This window comes from Megasphaera hexanoica, assembly GCF_043520715.1.
GTDB lineage: Bacteria > Bacillota > Negativicutes > Veillonellales > Megasphaeraceae > Megasphaera > Megasphaera hexanoica.
Map to the genome: position 1 here is coordinate 1,115,138 of NZ_CP171361.1, position 18,348 is coordinate 1,133,485.

The 18,348-nt window shown below is 48.0% G+C and carries 16 protein-coding genes and 1 riboswitch; of the genes, 14 read left to right on the plus strand and 2 right to left on the minus strand.

Annotated elements, in window-relative coordinates:
- Positions 1-141 precede the first annotated feature (141 nt).
- From recJ to aspS, 9 genes are read left to right on the plus strand one after another with little or no spacing between them, the layout of a single operon-like run.
- Positions 142-2,130: a single-stranded-DNA-specific exonuclease RecJ gene (recJ, locus tag ACGTIC_RS05320; RefSeq protein WP_113855021.1), complete on the plus strand. Its 1,989-nt coding sequence runs from the start codon at positions 142-144 to the stop codon at positions 2,128-2,130.
- A complete protein-coding gene (locus ACGTIC_RS05325) occupies positions 2,131-4,329 on the plus strand; it encodes a bifunctional (p)ppGpp synthetase/guanosine-3',5'-bis(diphosphate) 3'-pyrophosphohydrolase (protein WP_059076879.1) in 2,199 nt (732 codons plus the stop codon).
- A complete protein-coding gene (dtd, locus tag ACGTIC_RS05330) occupies positions 4,326-4,775 on the plus strand; it encodes a D-aminoacyl-tRNA deacylase (RefSeq protein ID WP_113855020.1) in 450 nt (149 codons plus the stop codon). The genes ACGTIC_RS05325 and dtd overlap by 4 nt, the downstream gene beginning before the upstream one ends.
- Positions 4,776-4,787: 12 nt before the next feature.
- Positions 4,788-5,423 carry an MBL fold metallo-hydrolase gene (locus ACGTIC_RS05335; RefSeq protein WP_059076881.1) on the plus strand — a complete coding sequence of 212 codons (636 nt, stop codon included), beginning with the start codon at positions 4,788-4,790 and terminating at the stop codon, positions 5,421-5,423.
- Positions 5,424-5,425: 2 nt separating this feature from the next.
- Positions 5,426-6,505, plus strand: coding sequence for an AI-2E family transporter (locus ACGTIC_RS05340; RefSeq protein WP_113855019.1), 1,080 nt, complete (start codon positions 5,426-5,428; stop codon positions 6,503-6,505).
- Positions 6,492-7,013, plus strand: coding sequence for a Fur family transcriptional regulator (locus ACGTIC_RS05345; RefSeq protein WP_059076883.1), 522 nt, complete (start codon positions 6,492-6,494; stop codon positions 7,011-7,013). The genes ACGTIC_RS05340 and ACGTIC_RS05345 overlap by 14 nt, the downstream gene beginning before the upstream one ends.
- A complete protein-coding gene (gene hemZ, locus ACGTIC_RS05350; protein WP_257536588.1) occupies positions 7,010-8,470 on the plus strand; it encodes a coproporphyrinogen dehydrogenase HemZ in 1,461 nt (486 codons plus the stop codon). Before ACGTIC_RS05345 ends, hemZ begins: the two co-directional genes overlap by 4 nt.
- The gene (gene hisS / locus ACGTIC_RS05355) at positions 8,470-9,735 is read left to right on the plus strand and encodes a histidine--tRNA ligase (protein WP_113855018.1); all 1,266 of its coding nucleotides are present in this window, start codon (positions 8,470-8,472) and stop codon (positions 9,733-9,735) included. The genes hemZ and hisS overlap by 1 nt, the downstream gene beginning before the upstream one ends.
- Before the next feature lie 7 nt (positions 9,736-9,742).
- Positions 9,743-11,536 carry an aspartate--tRNA ligase gene (gene aspS / locus ACGTIC_RS05360; protein ID WP_075582087.1) on the plus strand — a complete coding sequence of 598 codons (1,794 nt, stop codon included), beginning with the start codon at positions 9,743-9,745 and terminating at the stop codon, positions 11,534-11,536.
- A gap of 131 nt (positions 11,537-11,667) precedes the next feature.
- Here aspS and ACGTIC_RS05365 read toward each other — a convergent pair whose 3' ends face one another.
- Complete coding sequence (locus tag ACGTIC_RS05365; RefSeq protein ID WP_075582088.1) at positions 11,668-12,243, minus strand: nitroreductase family protein; 576 nt, start codon at positions 12,241-12,243, stop codon at positions 11,668-11,670.
- Between the two features lie 268 nt (positions 12,244-12,511).
- Between ACGTIC_RS05365 and ACGTIC_RS05370 the strand changes: the two genes are divergently transcribed.
- The 4 genes from ACGTIC_RS05370 to ACGTIC_RS05385 all read left to right on the plus strand — a co-directional run bounded on the left by ACGTIC_RS05370 (position 12,512) and on the right by ACGTIC_RS05385 (position 16,986).
- Positions 12,512-13,354: a hypothetical protein gene (locus ACGTIC_RS05370; RefSeq protein ID WP_059076887.1), complete on the plus strand. Its 843-nt coding sequence runs from the start codon at positions 12,512-12,514 to the stop codon at positions 13,352-13,354.
- A 5-nt stretch (positions 13,355-13,359) separates the two neighbouring features.
- A riboswitch (ZMP/ZTP riboswitch) is annotated at positions 13,360-13,437 on the plus strand.
- Between the two features lie 56 nt (positions 13,438-13,493).
- A complete protein-coding gene (locus tag ACGTIC_RS05375; protein WP_113855017.1) occupies positions 13,494-15,173 on the plus strand; it encodes a formate--tetrahydrofolate ligase in 1,680 nt (559 codons plus the stop codon).
- A 139-nt stretch (positions 15,174-15,312) separates the two neighbouring features.
- A complete protein-coding gene (locus tag ACGTIC_RS05380; protein WP_113856475.1) occupies positions 15,313-15,894 on the plus strand; it encodes a cyclodeaminase/cyclohydrolase family protein in 582 nt (193 codons plus the stop codon).
- Positions 15,895-15,981: 87 nt separating this feature from the next.
- Complete coding sequence (locus ACGTIC_RS05385) at positions 15,982-16,986, plus strand: macro domain-containing protein (protein ID WP_113855016.1); 1,005 nt, start codon at positions 15,982-15,984, stop codon at positions 16,984-16,986.
- Positions 16,987-17,042: 56 nt separating this feature from the next.
- Here the strand turns inward: ACGTIC_RS05385 and ACGTIC_RS05390 are convergent, their stop codons facing one another.
- Positions 17,043-17,708, minus strand: coding sequence for a metal-dependent hydrolase (locus ACGTIC_RS05390; RefSeq protein ID WP_059076891.1), 666 nt, complete (start codon positions 17,706-17,708; stop codon positions 17,043-17,045).
- A gap of 142 nt (positions 17,709-17,850) precedes the next feature.
- Here ACGTIC_RS05390 and trmL point away from each other — a divergent pair, with 142 nt between their 5' ends.
- Positions 17,851-18,339, plus strand: coding sequence for a tRNA (uridine(34)/cytosine(34)/5-carboxymethylaminomethyluridine(34)-2'-O)-methyltransferase TrmL (gene trmL / locus ACGTIC_RS05395; RefSeq protein WP_059076892.1), 489 nt, complete (start codon positions 17,851-17,853; stop codon positions 18,337-18,339).
- Positions 18,340-18,348: the final 9 nt, after the last annotated feature.

The following is an 18,348-nucleotide window of genomic DNA, read 5'->3' on the forward strand; positions in this document are numbered from 1 at the left end:
TTATTATCATTTTCAAAATATGGCCAGATGAGAATATTTACATAATTTTATTAAATACAACCTTTATTTTGAGAATGGATTGTGATAGAATAGGTATATGGTTTTGAAAGTGATTATTTTTTGAGAATGCGTTGTGATAGTATGGAAAAGCGATGGCATATACAAGAGACCGATGATGCCAGCATTTTGGACCTGGCTGACAGGGCCGGGATTTCTTCCGTTTTGGCGCAGATTTTATATAATCGCGGCATAAGGACGAACGAAGAGATACGGCGGTATCTTTATGATGATATGGATGATTTGGATGATCCATTTCTGATGAAAGGCATGAAAAAAGCGGTGGAACGTATCTGCCGTGCCATTGAAGAACAGGAAAAGATTGTCATTTATGGTGACTATGATGTCGATGGCATTACTTCGACAGCCTTAGTATATTCTGTCCTGCGTGACCTGGGAGGCTGCCCTTCCTTTTATATCCCCGAGCGACAGAGTGAGGGATATGGTCTGAATGCCGATGCCCTGCAGGTATTGCAGGACGATGGGACACATGTCCTGATTACGGTGGACTGCGGTATCTCATCGCACGATTTGATTGAACAATTTAACCAGTCTATGGATATTATTGTGACTGATCACCATATGCCGCCACAACTCATTCCCGATGCCTATGCTGTCATCAATCCTAAGCAGGAAGGATGTCCGTATCCTTTCAAGGACCTGGCTGGTGCCGGCGTTGCTTTTAAACTATGTCAGGCACTCTGGCAGAAACGAAACGGGAAAACACTTCCTGGTTATGTCGAGCTCTGTGCGCTTGGGACGATTGCTGATTTAGTGCCTTTACGTGGCGAAAACCGTATACTGGTCAAAGAAGGGCTGAAACGGATGAAAAAAGGTCTGAATACGGGAGTACAGGCCCTTTTGACCAGCTCCGGTCTGACGCCGGATACTATCACGGCAGGGCGCATCGCCTTTACGGCAGCTCCGCGTCTCAATGCGGCAGGACGCATCAGCCACGCGACAAGAGGCGTAGAAGTATTGCTGGAAAGTGATGCGGGAAAAGCCACTTCCCTGGCCGATGAGTTGTCCGAATTGAACAAGGAACGACAAGATATCGAACATACTATTGCTGAACAGGCCGTGAACCAGATAGAAGAAAAGGGACAAAGCCAGGATGGAGTGCTGGTCGCTTATGGCAATGATTGGCATTCCGGAGTCATTGGCATCGCTGCTTCGAGGCTGGTAGAGAAATTTTACCGGCCGGCTCTGGTCATCAGTATTCACGATGGCATTGGCAAGGGATCCTGCCGCAGCATTCCTGGTTTTAACATGTATGAGGCGCTTAAGTCTGCCGATGACCTGCTGATTCAGTATGGCGGGCATACGATGGCAGCGGGCTTTTCCATTGTGCCGGATAAGATAGAATCATTTCGCCAGCGTTTGTTGGCCTATGCAGCGGATCACATGACAGAAGAATCATACATACCGGAAGTAGTTATTGATAAAGAGCTGCAGGCAGATGATATCAGTCTGCAACTCATTCAGGAACTGAGTGCTTTGGAACCATATGGCATGGGAAACAGCCGGCCCGTGTTTGCATTACGCGATGCGGTTATTTCTGAGTGCCGGCCCATAGGCAGGAATAAACATCATTTGCGCCTTTCTATTGAAACGGAGAGACAAAGGCTGGGAGCTGTAGGATGGTCCATGGCTTCCTGTTGTGCGAATGTACTGGAGGGCGATACAGTCGATCTGGCGTTTACACTGGAACCTAACGAGTATAATGGAATAGTGTCTCCACAAATGGTGCTACAGGATATTCATCGCCAGCCGCAGACAATCCAGCTTGACCGGAATGTCATGGTAGATATATATATGGCTCTTAAGCACTGTATCCCTGAAGGGGGACTTCCTGTATGGCAGGTGCAGCAACGGCTTATCGATGCGGTTCATTCCAGGTACGAGGCACATACGGCCTGTGCGGCTATGTCAGTATTACGGGAAATCGGCGTTCTCGATGTTAGAGAATTGCCGGACGGGCCCATATATTATTTCCCGGCTCTTACGGGAAAGATGCATCTGGAAGCATCTGCTACTTATGGGAAATATTTTCGGTCGGAAGGGGGAAGATAAATGGAATTTGCAAAACCGGAAAAAGAATTTCAACGGCTATTGGATACGATTCACAGTTATCAGCCAAATAATACCTGTGAAGATGTAAAAAAAGCTTATGCTATAGCGGATGAGGCTCATAAAGACCAGCACCGGGTCAGTGGAGAACCGTATATCATTCACCCGCTGGCAGTGGCGCAGATACTGGCAGAAATGAAAATCGATACGACGACCATCACGGCTTCACTCCTTCACGATGTAGTGGAAGATACGGCGTTGACGCTGGATGATATCAAATCCCAGTTCGGGCGGGAAGTAGCCTTTCTGGTTGATGGCGTAACGAAACTGAGCCGGCTGGATTATCGGACAAAAGAAGACCAACAGCTAAACAGCATGCGAAAAATGTTTCTGGCTATGGCCAAGGACGTCCGCGTCGTGGTCATAAAACTGGCAGACCGGCTTCACAATATGAGAACGTTGCGCTATATGAGAAGCGACAAACAGAAGCGTATTGCCCAGGAAACATTAGAAATATTTGCCCCTCTGGCTCACCGGCTGGGGATTTTCAACATTAAGTGGGAACTGGAAGATTTGTCTTTCCGTTATCTCGAACCGGATAAATACTATGACCTCGTGGATCAGATGAAGCAAAAACGCCACGTGCGGGAAGAAATCGTCAACGAGGCCATTGAGGTGCTGCGCAAGGCACTGGAAGAATCTCATATAAAATTTGAAATCAATGGCCGGCCAAAGCATTTCTACAGTATTTATAAGAAGATGAAAAAGGACAACCGGGATCTCAGCCAGGTCTATGATCTATACGCTATCCGGGTCATAGTCGATACTGTTCAGGACTGTTACGGTGTCCTTGGTATTGTACATAGTCTGTGGAAACCCCTGCCTTACCGTTTCAAAGATTATATTGCCATGCCAAAACCCAACAACTATCAGTCATTGCATACGACGGTTATCGGGACCCGCGGACAGCCTGTAGAAATACAGATACGCACGTGGGAAATGCACCGTGTAGCCGAATACGGTGTTGCTGCGCACTGGCGGTACAAGGAAGGCAATGCCAACGCCGGGAAAAATGAATTCGATGAAAAAATGGGCTGGCTGCGCAACCTCCTGGAATGGCAGGATACGAGTAATCCCAAAGAGTTTGTCAATGCCCTGAAACTCGATGCGTTTTCTGATGAAGTCTTTGTCTTCTCTCCGCGGGGGGATGTCATTGATCTGCCACAGGGATCCATTCCCATTGATTTTGCTTACCGGATTCATACGGAAGTAGGCCATCATTGCGTGGGAGCTAAGATTAACGGCAAAATCGTGCCACTTGATTATGAGCTCAAAAATGGTGATATCGTTGAAATCATCACTTCCAAAACGGGTAAGCCCAGTCTGGACTGGCTGAAAATTGTAGGCAGTTCGGAAAGCCGTTCGAAAATACGCAGCTGGTTTAAAAAGGAAAACAGGGAGGAAAATATCCTGAAAGGTTCCGATGCGTTGGAACGGGAATGCAAACGCCTGGGCCATGACTGGAAAGAGCTGAATAAGACCAGCCGGCTGGCCCGCGTCGCAAAACAGATGAATGCCGGGTCAGAAGATGACCTGCTGGCGGCTGTCGGGTATGGGGGATTTGCCGTCAATACGGTCCTTATCAAACTCTTGGAACTGCATAAGAAAGATGTGCAGAAAGAAGAAAAAGATCATCTGGCTGTCCTCGATAAGCTGAAAACGCATAAACCGTCCAAGAGTGGCGGATCGGGTATCCTGGTCAAGGGCGAATCGGGGCTTATGGTGCGCCTGGCTAAATGCTGCAGTCCTGTACCGGGGGACCCGATCATCGGATTTATTACGCGGGGACGCGGTGTATCCGTACACCGGGCAGACTGTCCGAATGTCACGCATAACCAGAATGATCTGGACCGCCTTATCGATGTAGAATGGGATTATGACGGACAGGAAAAATTTGATGTCAATGTAGAAGTCACTGCCTATGACCGTACGGGTGTCATAGCTGAAATTATGGCGGCCCTGGCGGAAATGAAGGTTTCTATTACGAGTATGAATGCCCGCGTGACCGATACAAAAACTGTTACACTGCATATGGGGCTGAGTATCAAAGACCTGGCCCAGCTGGAATTTATTTCAACAAAAATACGCCGTTTGAAGGATGTATATTCCGTACAGCGGTTTACGGGAGGAAGCAGTCAGTGAGAGCTGTCGTACAACGTACAAACTATGCCTATGTCACATCGGAAGGGACAGAAAGCGGCCGTACCGGTCCGGGACTCATGGTCCTTTTGGGAGTGAGCCGTGACGACACAGAAGAAGATGCCCGATACATGGCGGATAAGATTTGTCATCTCCGGATTTTTGAAGATGAAGGGGGAAAGATGAATCGCTCGCTGCTGGATATAAGCGGTGAAATGCTCGTCGTATCCCAGTTTACATTATACGGTGATGTCCGTCATGGCCGCCGTCCAGGATTTACGGAAGCGGCAGCCCCGGAGCAGGCAAATGTTCTCTATGAAACATTTGTCGCCCTGGTGCGGCAGATGGGAATTCACACGGAAACAGGTGTGTTCCGCACGGAAATGGTCGTTACACTGGCAAACGATGGACCGGTCACGATTTTAGTAGATAGTAAAAAGATATTTTAGGAGGCTATGCGTATGGCAATGAAATATATATCCCTTGTGTTAGGACCCATAGAAACTAACTGCTATATCGTATACGATGATACGACCAGGGATGCCATGGTCGTGGACCCGGCTTGGGATTATCAACGGATCCATAAGACGTTGGAAAAGTATGATCTTACGCTGAAGCTGATTTTTCTGACCCATGGTCATGCCGATCATATCGGAGCATTGCAGGAATTACGCCAGCGTGAAAATGTTCCGGTGTATGTTGGTGCCGGGGACGCCAATCTCATTTCCAATTCAAAAAATAATTTGTCTATGTTTATGGGACGGCCTATTGAATGTACATCGCCGGACTGCATCGTTCATGACGGGGATGAGATTCATCTGGGCGGCCTGACTTTCCATGTACTGGAAACACCGGGGCATACGCCGGGTGGACTGAGTCTGTATGGCGAAGGAGTCGTCTTTTCCGGGGATACCTTATTTTTGTATTCTGTGGGACGGACCGATTTGTATGGCGGATCTATGGCAGAATTGCTTACGAGTCTGAAGACAAAGCTCATGACACTTCCTGATGATACAGTCGTGCTGCCTGGTCACGGACCGGCTACCCAGATAGGCCGGGAACGTCAGAATAATCCCTACCTCGATGGGGGCTGGTAATCATGTCTATGTATAAAGAGTCACAATTCTGGCTGCGGGTCGTACTGGCCATACTGGCTGCTATCCTGTTCTTTTCTGTGCACAACGTGTACTGGCCGGTGATTGTGTCCCTGATTATTACATTTATCCTGATTCCTGTCCGCGATATGGTCCAGAAAGGGCTGATGCGGCTGACGCGGCGCAATATACCCATCGATATATCTATCCTCATATCCTTTGCTATCCTGATTTTTGTGTTGTCCGTGCTGACCAACATCATTCTCCGGCCTCTGGTAGAACAGGTAAATCTGCTGGCTGTCAACTTCAACACTTTATGGGATAAGAGCGTGACCATCATCACGCAGATTGAAAATGAACAGACTCAGTTTTATATTCCCGATCAGGTGAAAAGCGTCATCAATGATGCTTTTGCCAAAGTAGGCAATTACGGCGTGGATGGAATCAGCAATTTTGTCAAATCTCTCTTTGCCATTGCGGGTACGGTCGTGCAATTTTTTGTAGTGCCAATCATTACTTTTTACTTCATGAAAGACGGTGGCCGGATGGTACGTTCATTTATCTGCCTGTATCCGATAGAATACCGCCTGCAGCTCGACGTGCTTTTTAATGAAATACAGCACGTGCTGAGTTCGTACATCCGTGGCCAGCTGACGATGAGCTGTATTATAGCGACGCTTACTTTTTGCGGTATGTGGATCATGGGAGTCCCTTATCCCATGGTTATCGGTCTTTTAGCGGCCGTAACAGAATGGATTCCCATCGTAGGACCTATCGTAGGTGCCATTCCGGCTATCCTTCTAGGGGCAACGGTCAGCCTGTCTCTGGCGGTCAAGGTGTTGATTTTTTATATCGTGATCCAGCAGATCGACAGTCACATTATCATGCCCCAGGTTATGGGAGCTGTCATCAGCCTCCATCCCGTGGTGATTATTATTGCACTGCTCATAGGCGGTACGCTGTTCGGTATTGCCGGCATGGTGCTGACTGTCCCTGTTACAGCAGTGCTTCAGATTTTGTGCAGACATTTATGGTTTTACAATACTTATAAGACAAAGGCGATGAATACCTATGGAAAGAACTAAAGAACAATTGATGGACCTCATGATGAAACGGATGAAAGAACAGATTAAGAACAAGAAATACAAAATGACGTCACAGAGGCAAGTCGTGCTGCGGGCTTTTGTGGAAAGTGATTCCCGTCACCTCAGTGCCGATGACGTTTTTGAAATCGTAAAAAAACAGGCTCCGGAAATCGGACTGGCTACAGTCTATCGCACGCTGGACCTGTTTACAGAAATGGACCTTTTGAAAAAACTTGATTTTGATGATGGCTGCAGCCGTTATGAATTAAACGACCATGATGAAGAAGGTCATTATCATCATCATTTAATCTGCCTGGGCTGCGGCAAAGTGTGGGAATGCAAAGATGATCTGCTGGAAACACTGGAAACAATATTGCAGAAACAATTTCATTTCCAGACGGTAGACCATCAGCTCAAAGTATATGGGTATTGCGAAGACTGCCAGAAAAAGCGTGCCGCTGAAGCTGCAAAAGAAGCTGAAGAAGCGGCAGAAACGACGGTACAATGATTCCGGATTTACAGGCATATCACTATGACGGGCCAGCAGAATTTCATGCCATTGTCGGTCAGATTATGGCCTATCTCGGCTATGCCGGGGGGCATGAACCATTGCCGGTTGGCAGTGAAATCGTATTGAAGGAAGTAGAAGGCCAGTATGTCCTGGAAGGATGGTTTTACCGTGAGGGAATGCGCTGGCATTCACAAGCAGCTTTCCTGGAAAAGGATGAGCCAGGGCGGGTCATAAAGAACCTGATCCTGCACTGGCATCAGCGTTGTTATGGTACAGCCCACAGCCGCTGGGGAACATTGACCGGCGTCCGGCCTACTAAGCTGGTACATCATCTGCGGGATCAGGAAGACGATGAAAAACGGATTACAGACATATTGGTATCGCAGTATCATGTACAGCCGGATACGGCGCAGTATCTCGTAACTATGACCCGGCTGCAGCGCCCGTATATAGAACGGCCGGTTCACGACGCTGCCCTTTACATAGGCATACCGTACTGCCCCAGCCATTGTCTGTATTGTTCCTTTCCATCCCGCCTGGCCGGGGCGGAAGCGCAGCCGGTTATGGAACGGTTTATCCGGGCAGTAGTACAGGATATCCATGATATTGCTGCCTTATGCCGGCAATATGATATACATATCCGTTCTGTATATATTGGCGGGGGGACACCGACCTGTCTGCCTCTTGACGGACAGGAGGCGGTCCTCCGGGCTGTAGCCGGGAATTTCGGGAATATTGAGGAATGGACCGTTGAAGCGGGACGGCCTGATACGACGGGCAAAGACGTACTGGCACTGTTGCGCCGGTATGGTGTCAACCGTATCAGTGTCAATCCACAGACGATGCAGCAGCATCTCCTGGATCTTCTGGGGCGGCGGCACCGGGTTGAAGATGTATTTGCCATGTTTTCCCGCTGCCGCAGTATGGGCTTTTCTGTCATCAATATGGATTTCATAGCAGGGCTTCCAGAGCAGACATTGGCGGATATGCAGGAAAATATGGAAATTGTTTGCCAACTGCACCCGGAAAATGTTACAATTCATACGTTGGCATTAAAAAAGAGGGCACCTTTATTTCATCATCCCCTGCGTCAGCATATTCCACCGGCTGCAGAAGTGTCCCGGATGATTCATTACTGTGAGGAAATACTACAGCAGCATGGATATATACCGTACTATATGTACCGCCAGAAATACATGGCAGGCAGTTTTGCCAATGTGGGCTATGCACAGAGCGGTACAATCAGTCAGTACAATATACAGATGATGGAAGAAAGACAGACTATCCTGTCTGCCGGGCCGGGAAGTACGACGAAATTCCTGTCCCATGACGGGCACAGTCTGAAAAAGATATATATGCCCAAAGATCCAGAGGCGTATGTGCAGGCACTGTCTAAAAGAATGAGGCAGCGCCGGCATTTATGTGCTATGATATATGGAGGAGACGATAGGTAATGGCAATTACTGCACCAAGAGGTACGCAGGATTTCCTGCCGGAACAGACGGCAGACTGGCAGATACTGGAAGCGAAAATCCGCCAGATTTGTTCGCTCTATGGCTTCGGCGAAATCCGCACACCTATGTTTGAAAGTACGGAATTGTTTTTGCGCGGCATCGGTGAGACGACGGATGTCGTGACAAAAGAAATGTATACGTTTAATGACCGCGGCGGCCGCAGCATGACACTGCGTCCGGAAAATACGGCCTCTGTTGTACGAGCTTTCCTGGAACATAAACTGTATGGCGAACAGAAAGTCCACAAGTTCTATTATATGGGACCCATGTTCCGGCATGACCGCCCACAGGCCGGGCGGTACCGTCAGTTCACCCAGTTCGGGGTAGAAGAAATCGGATCCAAAGATCCGGCTGTCGATGCAGAAATCATTGCTATGGCTTTCCAGTTGTTCCGTGAACTGGGCCTTACCGATCTGGTCCTGCACCTGAATTCTGTCGGCTGTCCCAAATGCCGGCCTGTATACCGTCAGAAACTGCTCGATTTCTTTGCAGATAAACGGGATCAGCTCTGTGAAGACTGCAACGAACGACTGGAAAAAAACCCGCTTCGTGTCCTTGACTGCAAAGAAGATGGCGAAAAAATGATGCAGATGGGCGTTCCCCTCATTACGGATAATTTGTGCGATGACTGCAGGGACCATTTCCAAAAAGTCCAGGCCTATCTGACCAGCATCGGTATCCCCTTTGAACTGGATCCGCGCCTGGTCCGGGGACTTGACTATTACACGAATACGGCTTTTGAAATCATGTATGCTCCATTAGGTGCCCAGAGTACGGTCTGCGGTGGCGGACGATATGACGGCCTCATTGAAGAAGTAGGCGGGCCATCTACTCCGGGAATCGGCTTTGCTATTGGCATGGAACGGCTCCTTCTGACATTAAAAGAACAAGGACTGCTTCCGCCAGTAGAAAAAAAGCAGCCGGTCTTCATTGTTGCTCTGGGGGATGAAGCCAGGGCAAAGGCATTTTGCATCCAGCAGGCGTTGCGGGAAAATGGCATCTATGCGGAAATAGACCTGATGGGCCGCAGCATGAAAGGTCAGATGAAATCTGCCAATAAGATGGATGCGGAATATACCGTCATCATTGGCGAAGACGAACTGGCCAACCATACGGCACAGATCCGGAATATGGCCACGAAAGAACAGATCAGCGTTCCCTTAGATGGGATTGTTGCATATATGGAAACACATAAGAAGGGATGAGTTAGTAATGGATACAATGGAAGGTTTACGACGTTCCCAGTATTGTGCTGAAGTTTCTGAAGCCGATACGGGAAAAGAAGTCATTTTGTGCGGCTGGGTTGAACGGCGCCGTGATCATGGCGGATTGATTTTTATTGATTTACGCGATCGCACGGGGATTGTCCAGGTCGTGGCATCACCGGATTACGAAAAGACCTCGTTTGAAAAAGCAGAACAGGTCCGTACGGAATATGTCCTGGCAGTCCGTGGTATCGTTCGCATGCGCGATGCCGATACGGTCAATCCTAAAATGAAGACCGGGACCGTGGAAATCCGCTGTGAAGAACTGCGTATCCTCAATTCGTCAAAGACACCACCGTTCTATATTGAAGATAATATCGATGTCGATGAAAAAATCCGTTTGAAATACCGCTATCTCGACCTGCGTCGTCCGGAAATGCAAAATAACCTTATCATGCGGCATAAGGTGAAGCATGCTATGCGTACATTCCTCAATGAACACGGCTTCATTGACATTGAAACACCGGAATTGTGCAAGAGCACGCCTGAAGGTGCTCGTGACTATCTGGTACCGAGCCGGGTCAATGAAGGAAAGTTCTATGCCCTGCCCCAGTCCCCGCAGATTTTCAAACAGCTTTTGATGATCTCCGGTATGGACCGGTATTATCAGATTGCCCGCTGCTTCCGCGATGAAGACCTGCGTGCAGACCGCCAGCCTGAATTCACCCAGCTGGATATGGAAATGAGCTTTATGAGCCAGGAAGAAATCCTTACGCTGGTAGAAAACATGGTTCATTATATTTTTAAGGAAACGCTGGGCCATGAAGTCAAACTGCCGATCCACCGTATGACCTGGGATTATGCCATGGAAAATTATGGTTCGGATAAACCGGATCTCCGCTTTGACATGAAGTTCACCGATGTAACGGAACTGGTAAAGGACACGGACTTTAAAGTATTCCGCACAGTCATTGACAATGGCGGACAGGTCAAAGCCATCAATGTTAAAGGTGATGCAGATATCCCACGTCGTGAACTGGATGGCCTCGTTGAATATGTAAGCCATTATGGAGCCAAAGGCCTGGCATGGATTGGCTTCCTGGAAGATGGAACACTGAAATCGCAGATTAAAAAATTCTTTGGTGAAGATAAGCTTCGCGAAATTGGTAAAGCCTGCGGTGCAGAAACAGGCGATTTAATTCTCATGATTGCCGATAAGCCCAAAATCGTTGCGGCAGCTCTGGGTGAATTACGTAAAGAAATGGCCCGCCGCATGAACCTTATCGACGAAAATGAATTTGCCTTTACCTGGGTCGTCGATTTCCCCATGTTCGAATACAGCGAAGAAGAACACCGCTATGTTGCTATGCATCATCCGTTCACGGCTATGCGTGATGAAGATCTGGATAAGCTGGAAACGGATCCGGCCCACGTATATGCCAAAGCATATGATCTGGTACTCAATGGGATTGAACTGGGGGGCGGTTCTCTACGTATTTATCAGCCTGATATCCAGCAGCGTGTATTCAAGGCTATCGGCCTGACACCGGAAGAAGTGGAACAGAAATTCGGCTTCCTCGTCCGTGCCTTTGAATACGGAGCTCCACCCCATGGCGGACTGGCATTCGGCCTTGACCGCATGATCATGCTTATGCTCAAACGGAAATCTATCCGTGATGTCATCGCTTTCCCGAAGACACAGAACGCGATTGATCCGATGAGCGAAGCTCCGTCACCGGTTACAAAAAAACAGCTTCATGAACTGCATATCCAGGTAGAAGAAGATCTGGTAAGCAAATAAAGAGAAACGGCTGTCATGCGAAATAAAAACTGTTTCGCATGACGGCCGTTTTGCTTTTTTTCGATTATTCAGACAGATAAGAAATGGTTATTTTAGTGTGATACGATGCGTACGTACCGGCGTCCATCATGTCAGACGATGATATAACGCCCTTCTTTACGGCGGGGCATTGCCGGTGTCTGGGCGGCATGTCCAAGGGTGATCATCGCTACGAGCTCGCCTTTATCAGGAGCAAACATATCGTGTACTTCCTGCCCGACACCTCCGGCAAGAGGAGCCGTAAGCCAGCAGCTGCCCAGACCTTTGTCTGTTGCGGTGAGCAGCATATTTTCGATGGCAGCGGCAACACTCTGAATGGCCGGTATGGGCATTTCATACTCCGTCCGCAGGAGAAAGGCCAGGATACAGACAGGAGCGTCGCCAAGAAAACGGACAAAATCAGCCGTCTCTGTCACGACACGGGGATATTTGGCAAATCGGCGGTGCCAGTATGGCATGAGATTTTTAGTGGCTTCCGCCATTAATTTTTTTAATGCGTCCATTTTTTCAGGACTTCTGATGACGACAAAATACCATGGCTGTAAATTGCTGGCTGAAGGAGCGAGGACGGCGGCTTCCAGTATATCCTGCAGGTCGGCGTCTGATACCGGCTGATGGGTATATTTCCGTATACTGCGGCGCCCTACAATAGCAGATGATGTTTCCATAAGATGACCCCCTTATGCATTAAGATATTTCATTTTAATGGTAATAGAAAATCAGACTGGCGTCAATTGGCAATCCATCCCATTGTTTGTTAAATTTTTTAGTATATAACTCGGGATAACAAAAGAAAATGACGATGGGGACAGAAGTTTTTATTGACTTTGGCATTAGTGCTGTTCATGCAGTCGCAATGTGTTATAATAAGCAGTATATGAATTATTCCCGTATCCAGTCATCGCATAGAGAATGGATCATCATTGAGGTGTAAACATGACAGAGAAAATCCATTATGTGAAAGCCGATCCTAGTGGCAATACGACGATTCTCGTATTGGACGCGATTCCTAAACAGGAACACGCTTCGTTAGCAGCCAGACTGCTGCAGCCTGAGTATGTCGGCGCAGAGCAAGTAGGTTTTCTGACCTGGCCCGATAACGATGCCGATATACGTCTGGACATGATGGGAGACGAGTTTTGTGGCAACGCTTCGCGATCAGCTGCTGCCTATTTACTCTCCCGGTCCGGCCAGGATTATGGTGAGTACCGCGTTTCCTGTTCCGGATGCAATAAGATATTAAAAGCAGTGGTAGTTCGCGACGAAGGGGAACTATATGATGCCAGTATTGAAGTTCCCCTGCCTAAAAAAATGGATGTCATCAGCCTGGCAGACGGTAATTCGACGTACCGGTTTTACTGTGTTGAGCTGCCAGGAATTATGCATTTCGTTCATTTTACTCCTTCTATTAAATTAGTCGATAAGAATACTTTATGGCGGGCGGTGTATCAGTACGCCAGCACCCGTCATTATGAAGCATTCGGCATGGATCTGGTAGATCGCAAAACGCTGACGATGATACCGGCTGTATATGTCACTGGTACGGATACGCTATATTGGGAAAAAAGTTGTGGTTCCGGGTCGGCGGCCACGGCGGCGGCACTGGCCCGTCTGTGCGGACATAATATTGCCTGTGAGATACGCCAGCCTGGTGGAAGTATTACCATTGAAGCATCATATGCTGACCAGTCTGTCAGACACATCCGCATAGGCGGCCCCGTGCGGATTGAAATGGAACAATGTGTTTGCGTTGACAAGGAGATACCAGGCACGGTATAATAATTGCGTAGTCATGTGACTGACGGAAGTGGACTAACCACATGGAGCATGATTTGAAGAAGCCGACCGTCTGGGCAAATAGTCCGGATGGCCGGCTATTTTTATCAGTGCACAAAGAGAACAGGAGCTGATCTTTATTATGGCAAAGGTATTAAGCGATATTGAAATTGCACAGCAGACTCACCTGGAACCCATTGTAAAAATTGCAGAAAAGGTTGGTCTTACAGAAGATGACCTGGAATTATATGGTAAGTATAAAGCGAAAATTTCCTTTGATGCCATTAAACGGCTGTCAAAAAATGAAGATGGAAAACTCGTGCTGGTAACGGCTATTACACCTACTCCTGCTGGAGAAGGGAAAACGCTTACGACGATAGGCCTGGCCCAGGCTCTGAACCAGCTGGGACATAAGACGATGACGGCATTGCGGGAACCTTCTCTGGGTCCTGTCTTTGGTATAAAAGGAGGAGCGGCTGGCGGCGGTTATTCCCAGGTTCTTCCTATGGAAGATATCAATCTTCATTTTACGGGTGATATGCATGCGATTACAGCTGCCAATAACCTGCTGGCTGCGGCAATCGACAATCACGTGCATCAGGGAAATGCTCTCCGCATCGATGTGCGCCGTATTGTATGGAAACGGGTTATGGATATGAATGACCGGGCACTGCGTGATATAGTCGTAGGACTCGGCGGCAAGGTCAACGGGTTCCCCAGAGAAGACCACTTCATGATTACCGTAGCATCGGAAATCATGGCAATTCTCTGCCTGGCTAGTGATCTGATGGATTTGAAGAAACGGATGGGGGATATTATCGTCGCTTATGACCTCGATGGCAATCCGGTCCGTGCCCGTCAACTCGGGGTAGAAGGGGCGATGGCCATTCTCATGAAAGATGCTATCAAACCGAACATTGTACAGACGACGGAAAACACGCCGGCTCTTGTACACGGCGGACCTTTTGCCAATATTGCCCACGGCTGTAATTCTGTCGTAGCTACCAAGCTGGCTCTCAAAATGGGAGAAATAACGGTGACGGAAGCCGGATTCGGTGCTGACCTGGGTGCGGAAAAGTTCATGGATATCAAATGCCGCTTTGCTGGAATCAAACCAGATGCCGTCGTCATCGTCGCCACCATTCGGGCGCTTAAGATGCACGGCGGAGTAGATAAGAAAAATCTCCAGCCGGAAAATCTGGAAGCACTGGAAAAAGGCTTTGCTAATCTGAAGAAACATATCGAAAATATGCGCAAATATGATATCCCCGTCGTAGTAGGCATAAACCGCTTCCTGACAGACACGGATGCCGAAATAGCATTGCTTACCCGCCTTTGTCAGGATTATGGTGTCGATGTGGCTCTGAACAACTGCTGGGCCGAAGGCGGCAAAGGGGGAATGGACCTGGGACGGAAAGTCCTGCAGCTCCTGCAGCAGCCCAAAACACCGTATAAACCGTTGTACGATGTCAATGACACGATTCTTCATAAATTAGAAATCCTGACGAAAGAAATCTACGGCGGCGACGGCGTCATCCTGGAAGGCAAAGCGCCGAAACAAATTGCCGAACTGGAAAAACTTGGCCTTGATAAAATGCCGGTCTGCGTGGCCAAGACACAGTATTCCCTTTCGGATAATCCCGCATTACTGGGAGCGCCGGAACATTTCAAGATTACCGTCAAAGACGTCCGCGTCTGCACCGGTGCCGGGTTCATTGTCTGCCAGACGAGTAATATCATGGTCATGCCAGGCTTACCGAAAGTACCGGCTGCCAACCGTATGGATATCGATGAAAACGGCGTCATTACAGGTCTGTTCTAGTTCGTTATGGCTAGCATATAAAAGGCGGCTTTACAGCCGTCTTTTACTGTATGCAGACTAGCATGATGAATTAACATACATAATAAGTGAGGATACGATAGTGGATAAGAAAAAATTATGTGCCCTGCCCATAGATGAAATGCTGGCGGCTACGGCTTCCAAGGATCCAGTACCGGGCGGCGGTGGCATTGCGGCCCTTACGGCCGCTTCGGCGGCAGCACTGGTTGAAATGGTAGTGAATCTTACCATAGGTAAAAAAGGGTATGAAAAGGTAGAGCCGATGATGCGGGACATACGCAGTCAGGCTGAAGAATTGCGGATCCGGTATCAGGATGGCATAGATGAAGACGCCCATGCTTTTGAAGGGGTCATCCGCGCTGTGCGCCTTCCCAAAGATACACCGGAACGCACTGCCATAGTCCAGCAGGCTTTTAAGAATGCAGCAGCTATTCCCTTTGCTCTGGGAAAAGACATTTTTGTTCTTCTCCAGCTGAGCGAACAAGTCGTGCGCTATGGCAATGCCTGGGTCATTACCGATGGCGCTATTGCCGCTATGAATGCCCGGGCCGCTATGCGGTCAGCCTTTTATAGCGTACGCGTCAATCTGAAATCTATTACCGATGAGGACTATGTCCATTTTATGATGGATGCGATAGAAGATATTGAAAAAAAAGCGGCCAGGATAGAAGAAGCAGTGGAAAGAGAATACCAGAAACGTTAGTTCATAAGAGAGGATCCCCTGCTGTCTTTTATGCCCGCATGGAACTCCCATGCAAAAAGGTTGCTGAGACTATAAGGAGGATGTCCTATGCCATTTCAGATAGTTCACAATGATATTGTCAGAATGAAAACGGATGCCATCGTCAATGCGGCCAACTCGGCACTGTTGGCGGGCAGTGGTGTATGTGGCGCTATTTTTCGTGCTGCCGGATATGAAAAACTCTCTGCTGAATGTCATAAAAAAGCGCCATGCCCTGTGGGTCAGTCGGTTTTAACGTCGGCCTACAACCTGCCGGCACGTTATATTATTCATACAGTGGGGCCTGTATGGCAGGGAGGTAAGGCCTGGGAAAAGGACTATATAACTTCTTGTTATACTACGGCACTGGAAACGGCATGGGAAGCGGGTTGCCGGTCTATTTCCTTTCCCCTTATTTCGGCAGGTATTTTTGGTTATCCCTTAGAAGAGGCCTCGGAGACTGCCTGTCAATCTATACGGGCTTTTTTACAGAATCATGAAATGGAAGTTTATCTCGTCGTTCTCGAACGTCCGGCTATTCAGCTTAACCACCATCTGGCTGATGAATTAAAACAGTATCTGAACCAGTTTCTGGGGGAAGAAAAAGAGCAGGAGCCGGACGAAATATGTATTTGTCATCGGGAATCGGATGTCCGTATGTCCCAGGACTATGGAATGGACACCTTCGCCCGGCCGGGGAAAAAGGACAGACACTCACTGAATCAGATACTTCAAAATCTGGATGAAACATTTTCTCATATGGTATTACGCCTTATCGATGAGAAGGGGTACAGTGATATCGAGGTATATAAGCGGGCAAATATGGACCGGAGACTATTTTCTAAAATCAGGAGTCATGAGGAATATCTGCCCAAGAAAAAAACGGTCCTGGCCCTGGCAGTAGGACTGAGACTTTCCGTAACGGAAACGGAAGAACTGCTGCATAAAGCGGGATATTCGCTGTCAGGAAGCAAAAAAAGAGATGTCATTGTACGATATTTCCTGGACCATGGTGAATATGACATCTATACGATTGATAAAGCATTATTTTACTTTGGTGAACCAGAATTATAAATATGAACGCCCGCCTGTATATCCCAGGGTATGCAGGCGGGCGTTGATTTATCTGATTACAATGTAAATTCTGTTCCGGGAGGAATAATGTGAACGGGAATCGAATAGGTTTCTTCTGTCATTTTTTTATAGACTTCCGGATCGGCGTTTACGACAGGCCAGGTTCCATAATGGATGGGAATCACCATTTTAGGCTGTATCCATGAAGCGGCTAAGGCCGCGTCTTCCATTCCCATGGTAAAATTATCTCCAATGGGCAGGAAGGCTGCATCAATGGGACCGAAACGGCTATGAAGCTTCATGTCCGAATACAGACCGGTGTCGCCGGCATAATAGATGCGTTTGCCAGCAAATTCCAACAGGCATCCACAGGCCAGGCCACCGGCTATTCCAGCGCCATGCAGGGCTGGTGTAAGACGTATCGAGCCGAAGGGAAAATCCGCTTTGCCACCGATGTGCATGGCATGGGCATTACAACCGGCCATACGGGCTTTACCGGCTACTTCGGCCGTACTGATGACCAGGGCGTCGTTTACTTTGGCTATTTCTTCGGCATCACCGTAGTGATCGCCATGGGCATGGGAGATAAAGATATACTGACAGGTGATAGACGAAGGTTTAACTGTTGTCCAGGGATTATCCGCGATAAAAGGATCAAAGAGGATTGTCGTATTTCCTGAAGAGAGTGAAAAGGCCGAATGACCGTAATACATGCATTTCATAGGCTCCATCCCTTTCTGTATGTACATGGTATATGGCAAGAGTGCCATTATTTTCTATTATATAGAAAATAACAGAAAAGGGAAAGTCTCTTGTGCTTCCCTGGGAAATCTTGTACAATATCCCATGGAGAGTGATGTAACAATGCATATAGTCATGGTAGAACCGGAAATCCCGGGAAATACGGGTAATATTGCCCGCCTTTGTGCTGCCAATCATATTACACTGCACCTGGTCAAGCCATTGGGATTTTCGCTTGAGGATAAATATCTGAAGCGGGCCGGCCTCGATTACTGGCCACTGGTCGATGTACAGGTACATGAAAATTTTGCTGAAGTCCAGGAAAAATACAAGGGACACCATTTTTATTTTCTGACGACAAAATCGGAACAGTGTTATGCCGATATCCGGTTTACCCAGGACGATCTCTTGGTATTTGGCAAGGAAACAAAGGGGCTGCCGGAAAGTCTTCTGAAACAATATCCGCAGCAGTGTTTCCGCATTCCCATGGTCGATAAGGCACGGAGCCTGAATTTATCTAATTCTGTTGCCATTGTTTCTTATGAAGCGTTGCGGCAGCTGGGATTTCCAGACATGGCAAAGAGTGGCATTGGCATAAAAAATTTAAAATAATCTTGCACG

Excerpts from the sequence above, each read along its gene's own strand:
- recJ (WP_113855021.1), top strand. The coding sequence starts at position 142 with ATGGAAAAGCGATGGCATATACAAGAGACCGATGATGCCAGCATTTTG.
- ACGTIC_RS05325 (WP_059076879.1), top strand. The coding sequence starts at position 2,131 with ATGGAATTTGCAAAACCGGAAAAAGAATTTCAACGGCTATTGGATACG.
- ACGTIC_RS05335 (WP_059076881.1), top strand. The coding sequence starts at position 4,788 with ATGGCAATGAAATATATATCCCTTGTGTTAGGACCCATAGAAACTAAC.
- ACGTIC_RS05340 (WP_113855019.1), top strand. The coding sequence starts at position 5,426 with ATGTCTATGTATAAAGAGTCACAATTCTGGCTGCGGGTCGTACTGGCC.
- ACGTIC_RS05345 (WP_059076883.1), top strand. The coding sequence starts at position 6,492 with ATGGAAAGAACTAAAGAACAATTGATGGACCTCATGATGAAACGGATG.
- hemZ (WP_257536588.1), top strand. The coding sequence starts at position 7,010 with ATGATTCCGGATTTACAGGCATATCACTATGACGGGCCAGCAGAATTT.
- hisS (WP_113855018.1), top strand. The coding sequence starts at position 8,470 with ATGGCAATTACTGCACCAAGAGGTACGCAGGATTTCCTGCCGGAACAG.
- aspS (WP_075582087.1), top strand. The coding sequence starts at position 9,743 with ATGGATACAATGGAAGGTTTACGACGTTCCCAGTATTGTGCTGAAGTT.
- ACGTIC_RS05365 (WP_075582088.1), bottom strand. The coding sequence starts at position 12,243 with ATGGAAACATCATCTGCTATTGTAGGGCGCCGCAGTATACGGAAATAT.
- ACGTIC_RS05370 (WP_059076887.1), top strand. The coding sequence starts at position 12,512 with ATGACAGAGAAAATCCATTATGTGAAAGCCGATCCTAGTGGCAATACG.
- ACGTIC_RS05375 (WP_113855017.1), top strand. The coding sequence starts at position 13,494 with ATGGCAAAGGTATTAAGCGATATTGAAATTGCACAGCAGACTCACCTG.
- ACGTIC_RS05380 (WP_113856475.1), top strand. The coding sequence starts at position 15,313 with ATGCTGGCGGCTACGGCTTCCAAGGATCCAGTACCGGGCGGCGGTGGC.
- ACGTIC_RS05385 (WP_113855016.1), top strand. The coding sequence starts at position 15,982 with ATGCCATTTCAGATAGTTCACAATGATATTGTCAGAATGAAAACGGAT.
- ACGTIC_RS05390 (WP_059076891.1), bottom strand. The coding sequence starts at position 17,708 with ATGAAATGCATGTATTACGGTCATTCGGCCTTTTCACTCTCTTCAGGA.
- trmL (WP_059076892.1), top strand. The coding sequence starts at position 17,851 with ATGCATATAGTCATGGTAGAACCGGAAATCCCGGGAAATACGGGTAAT.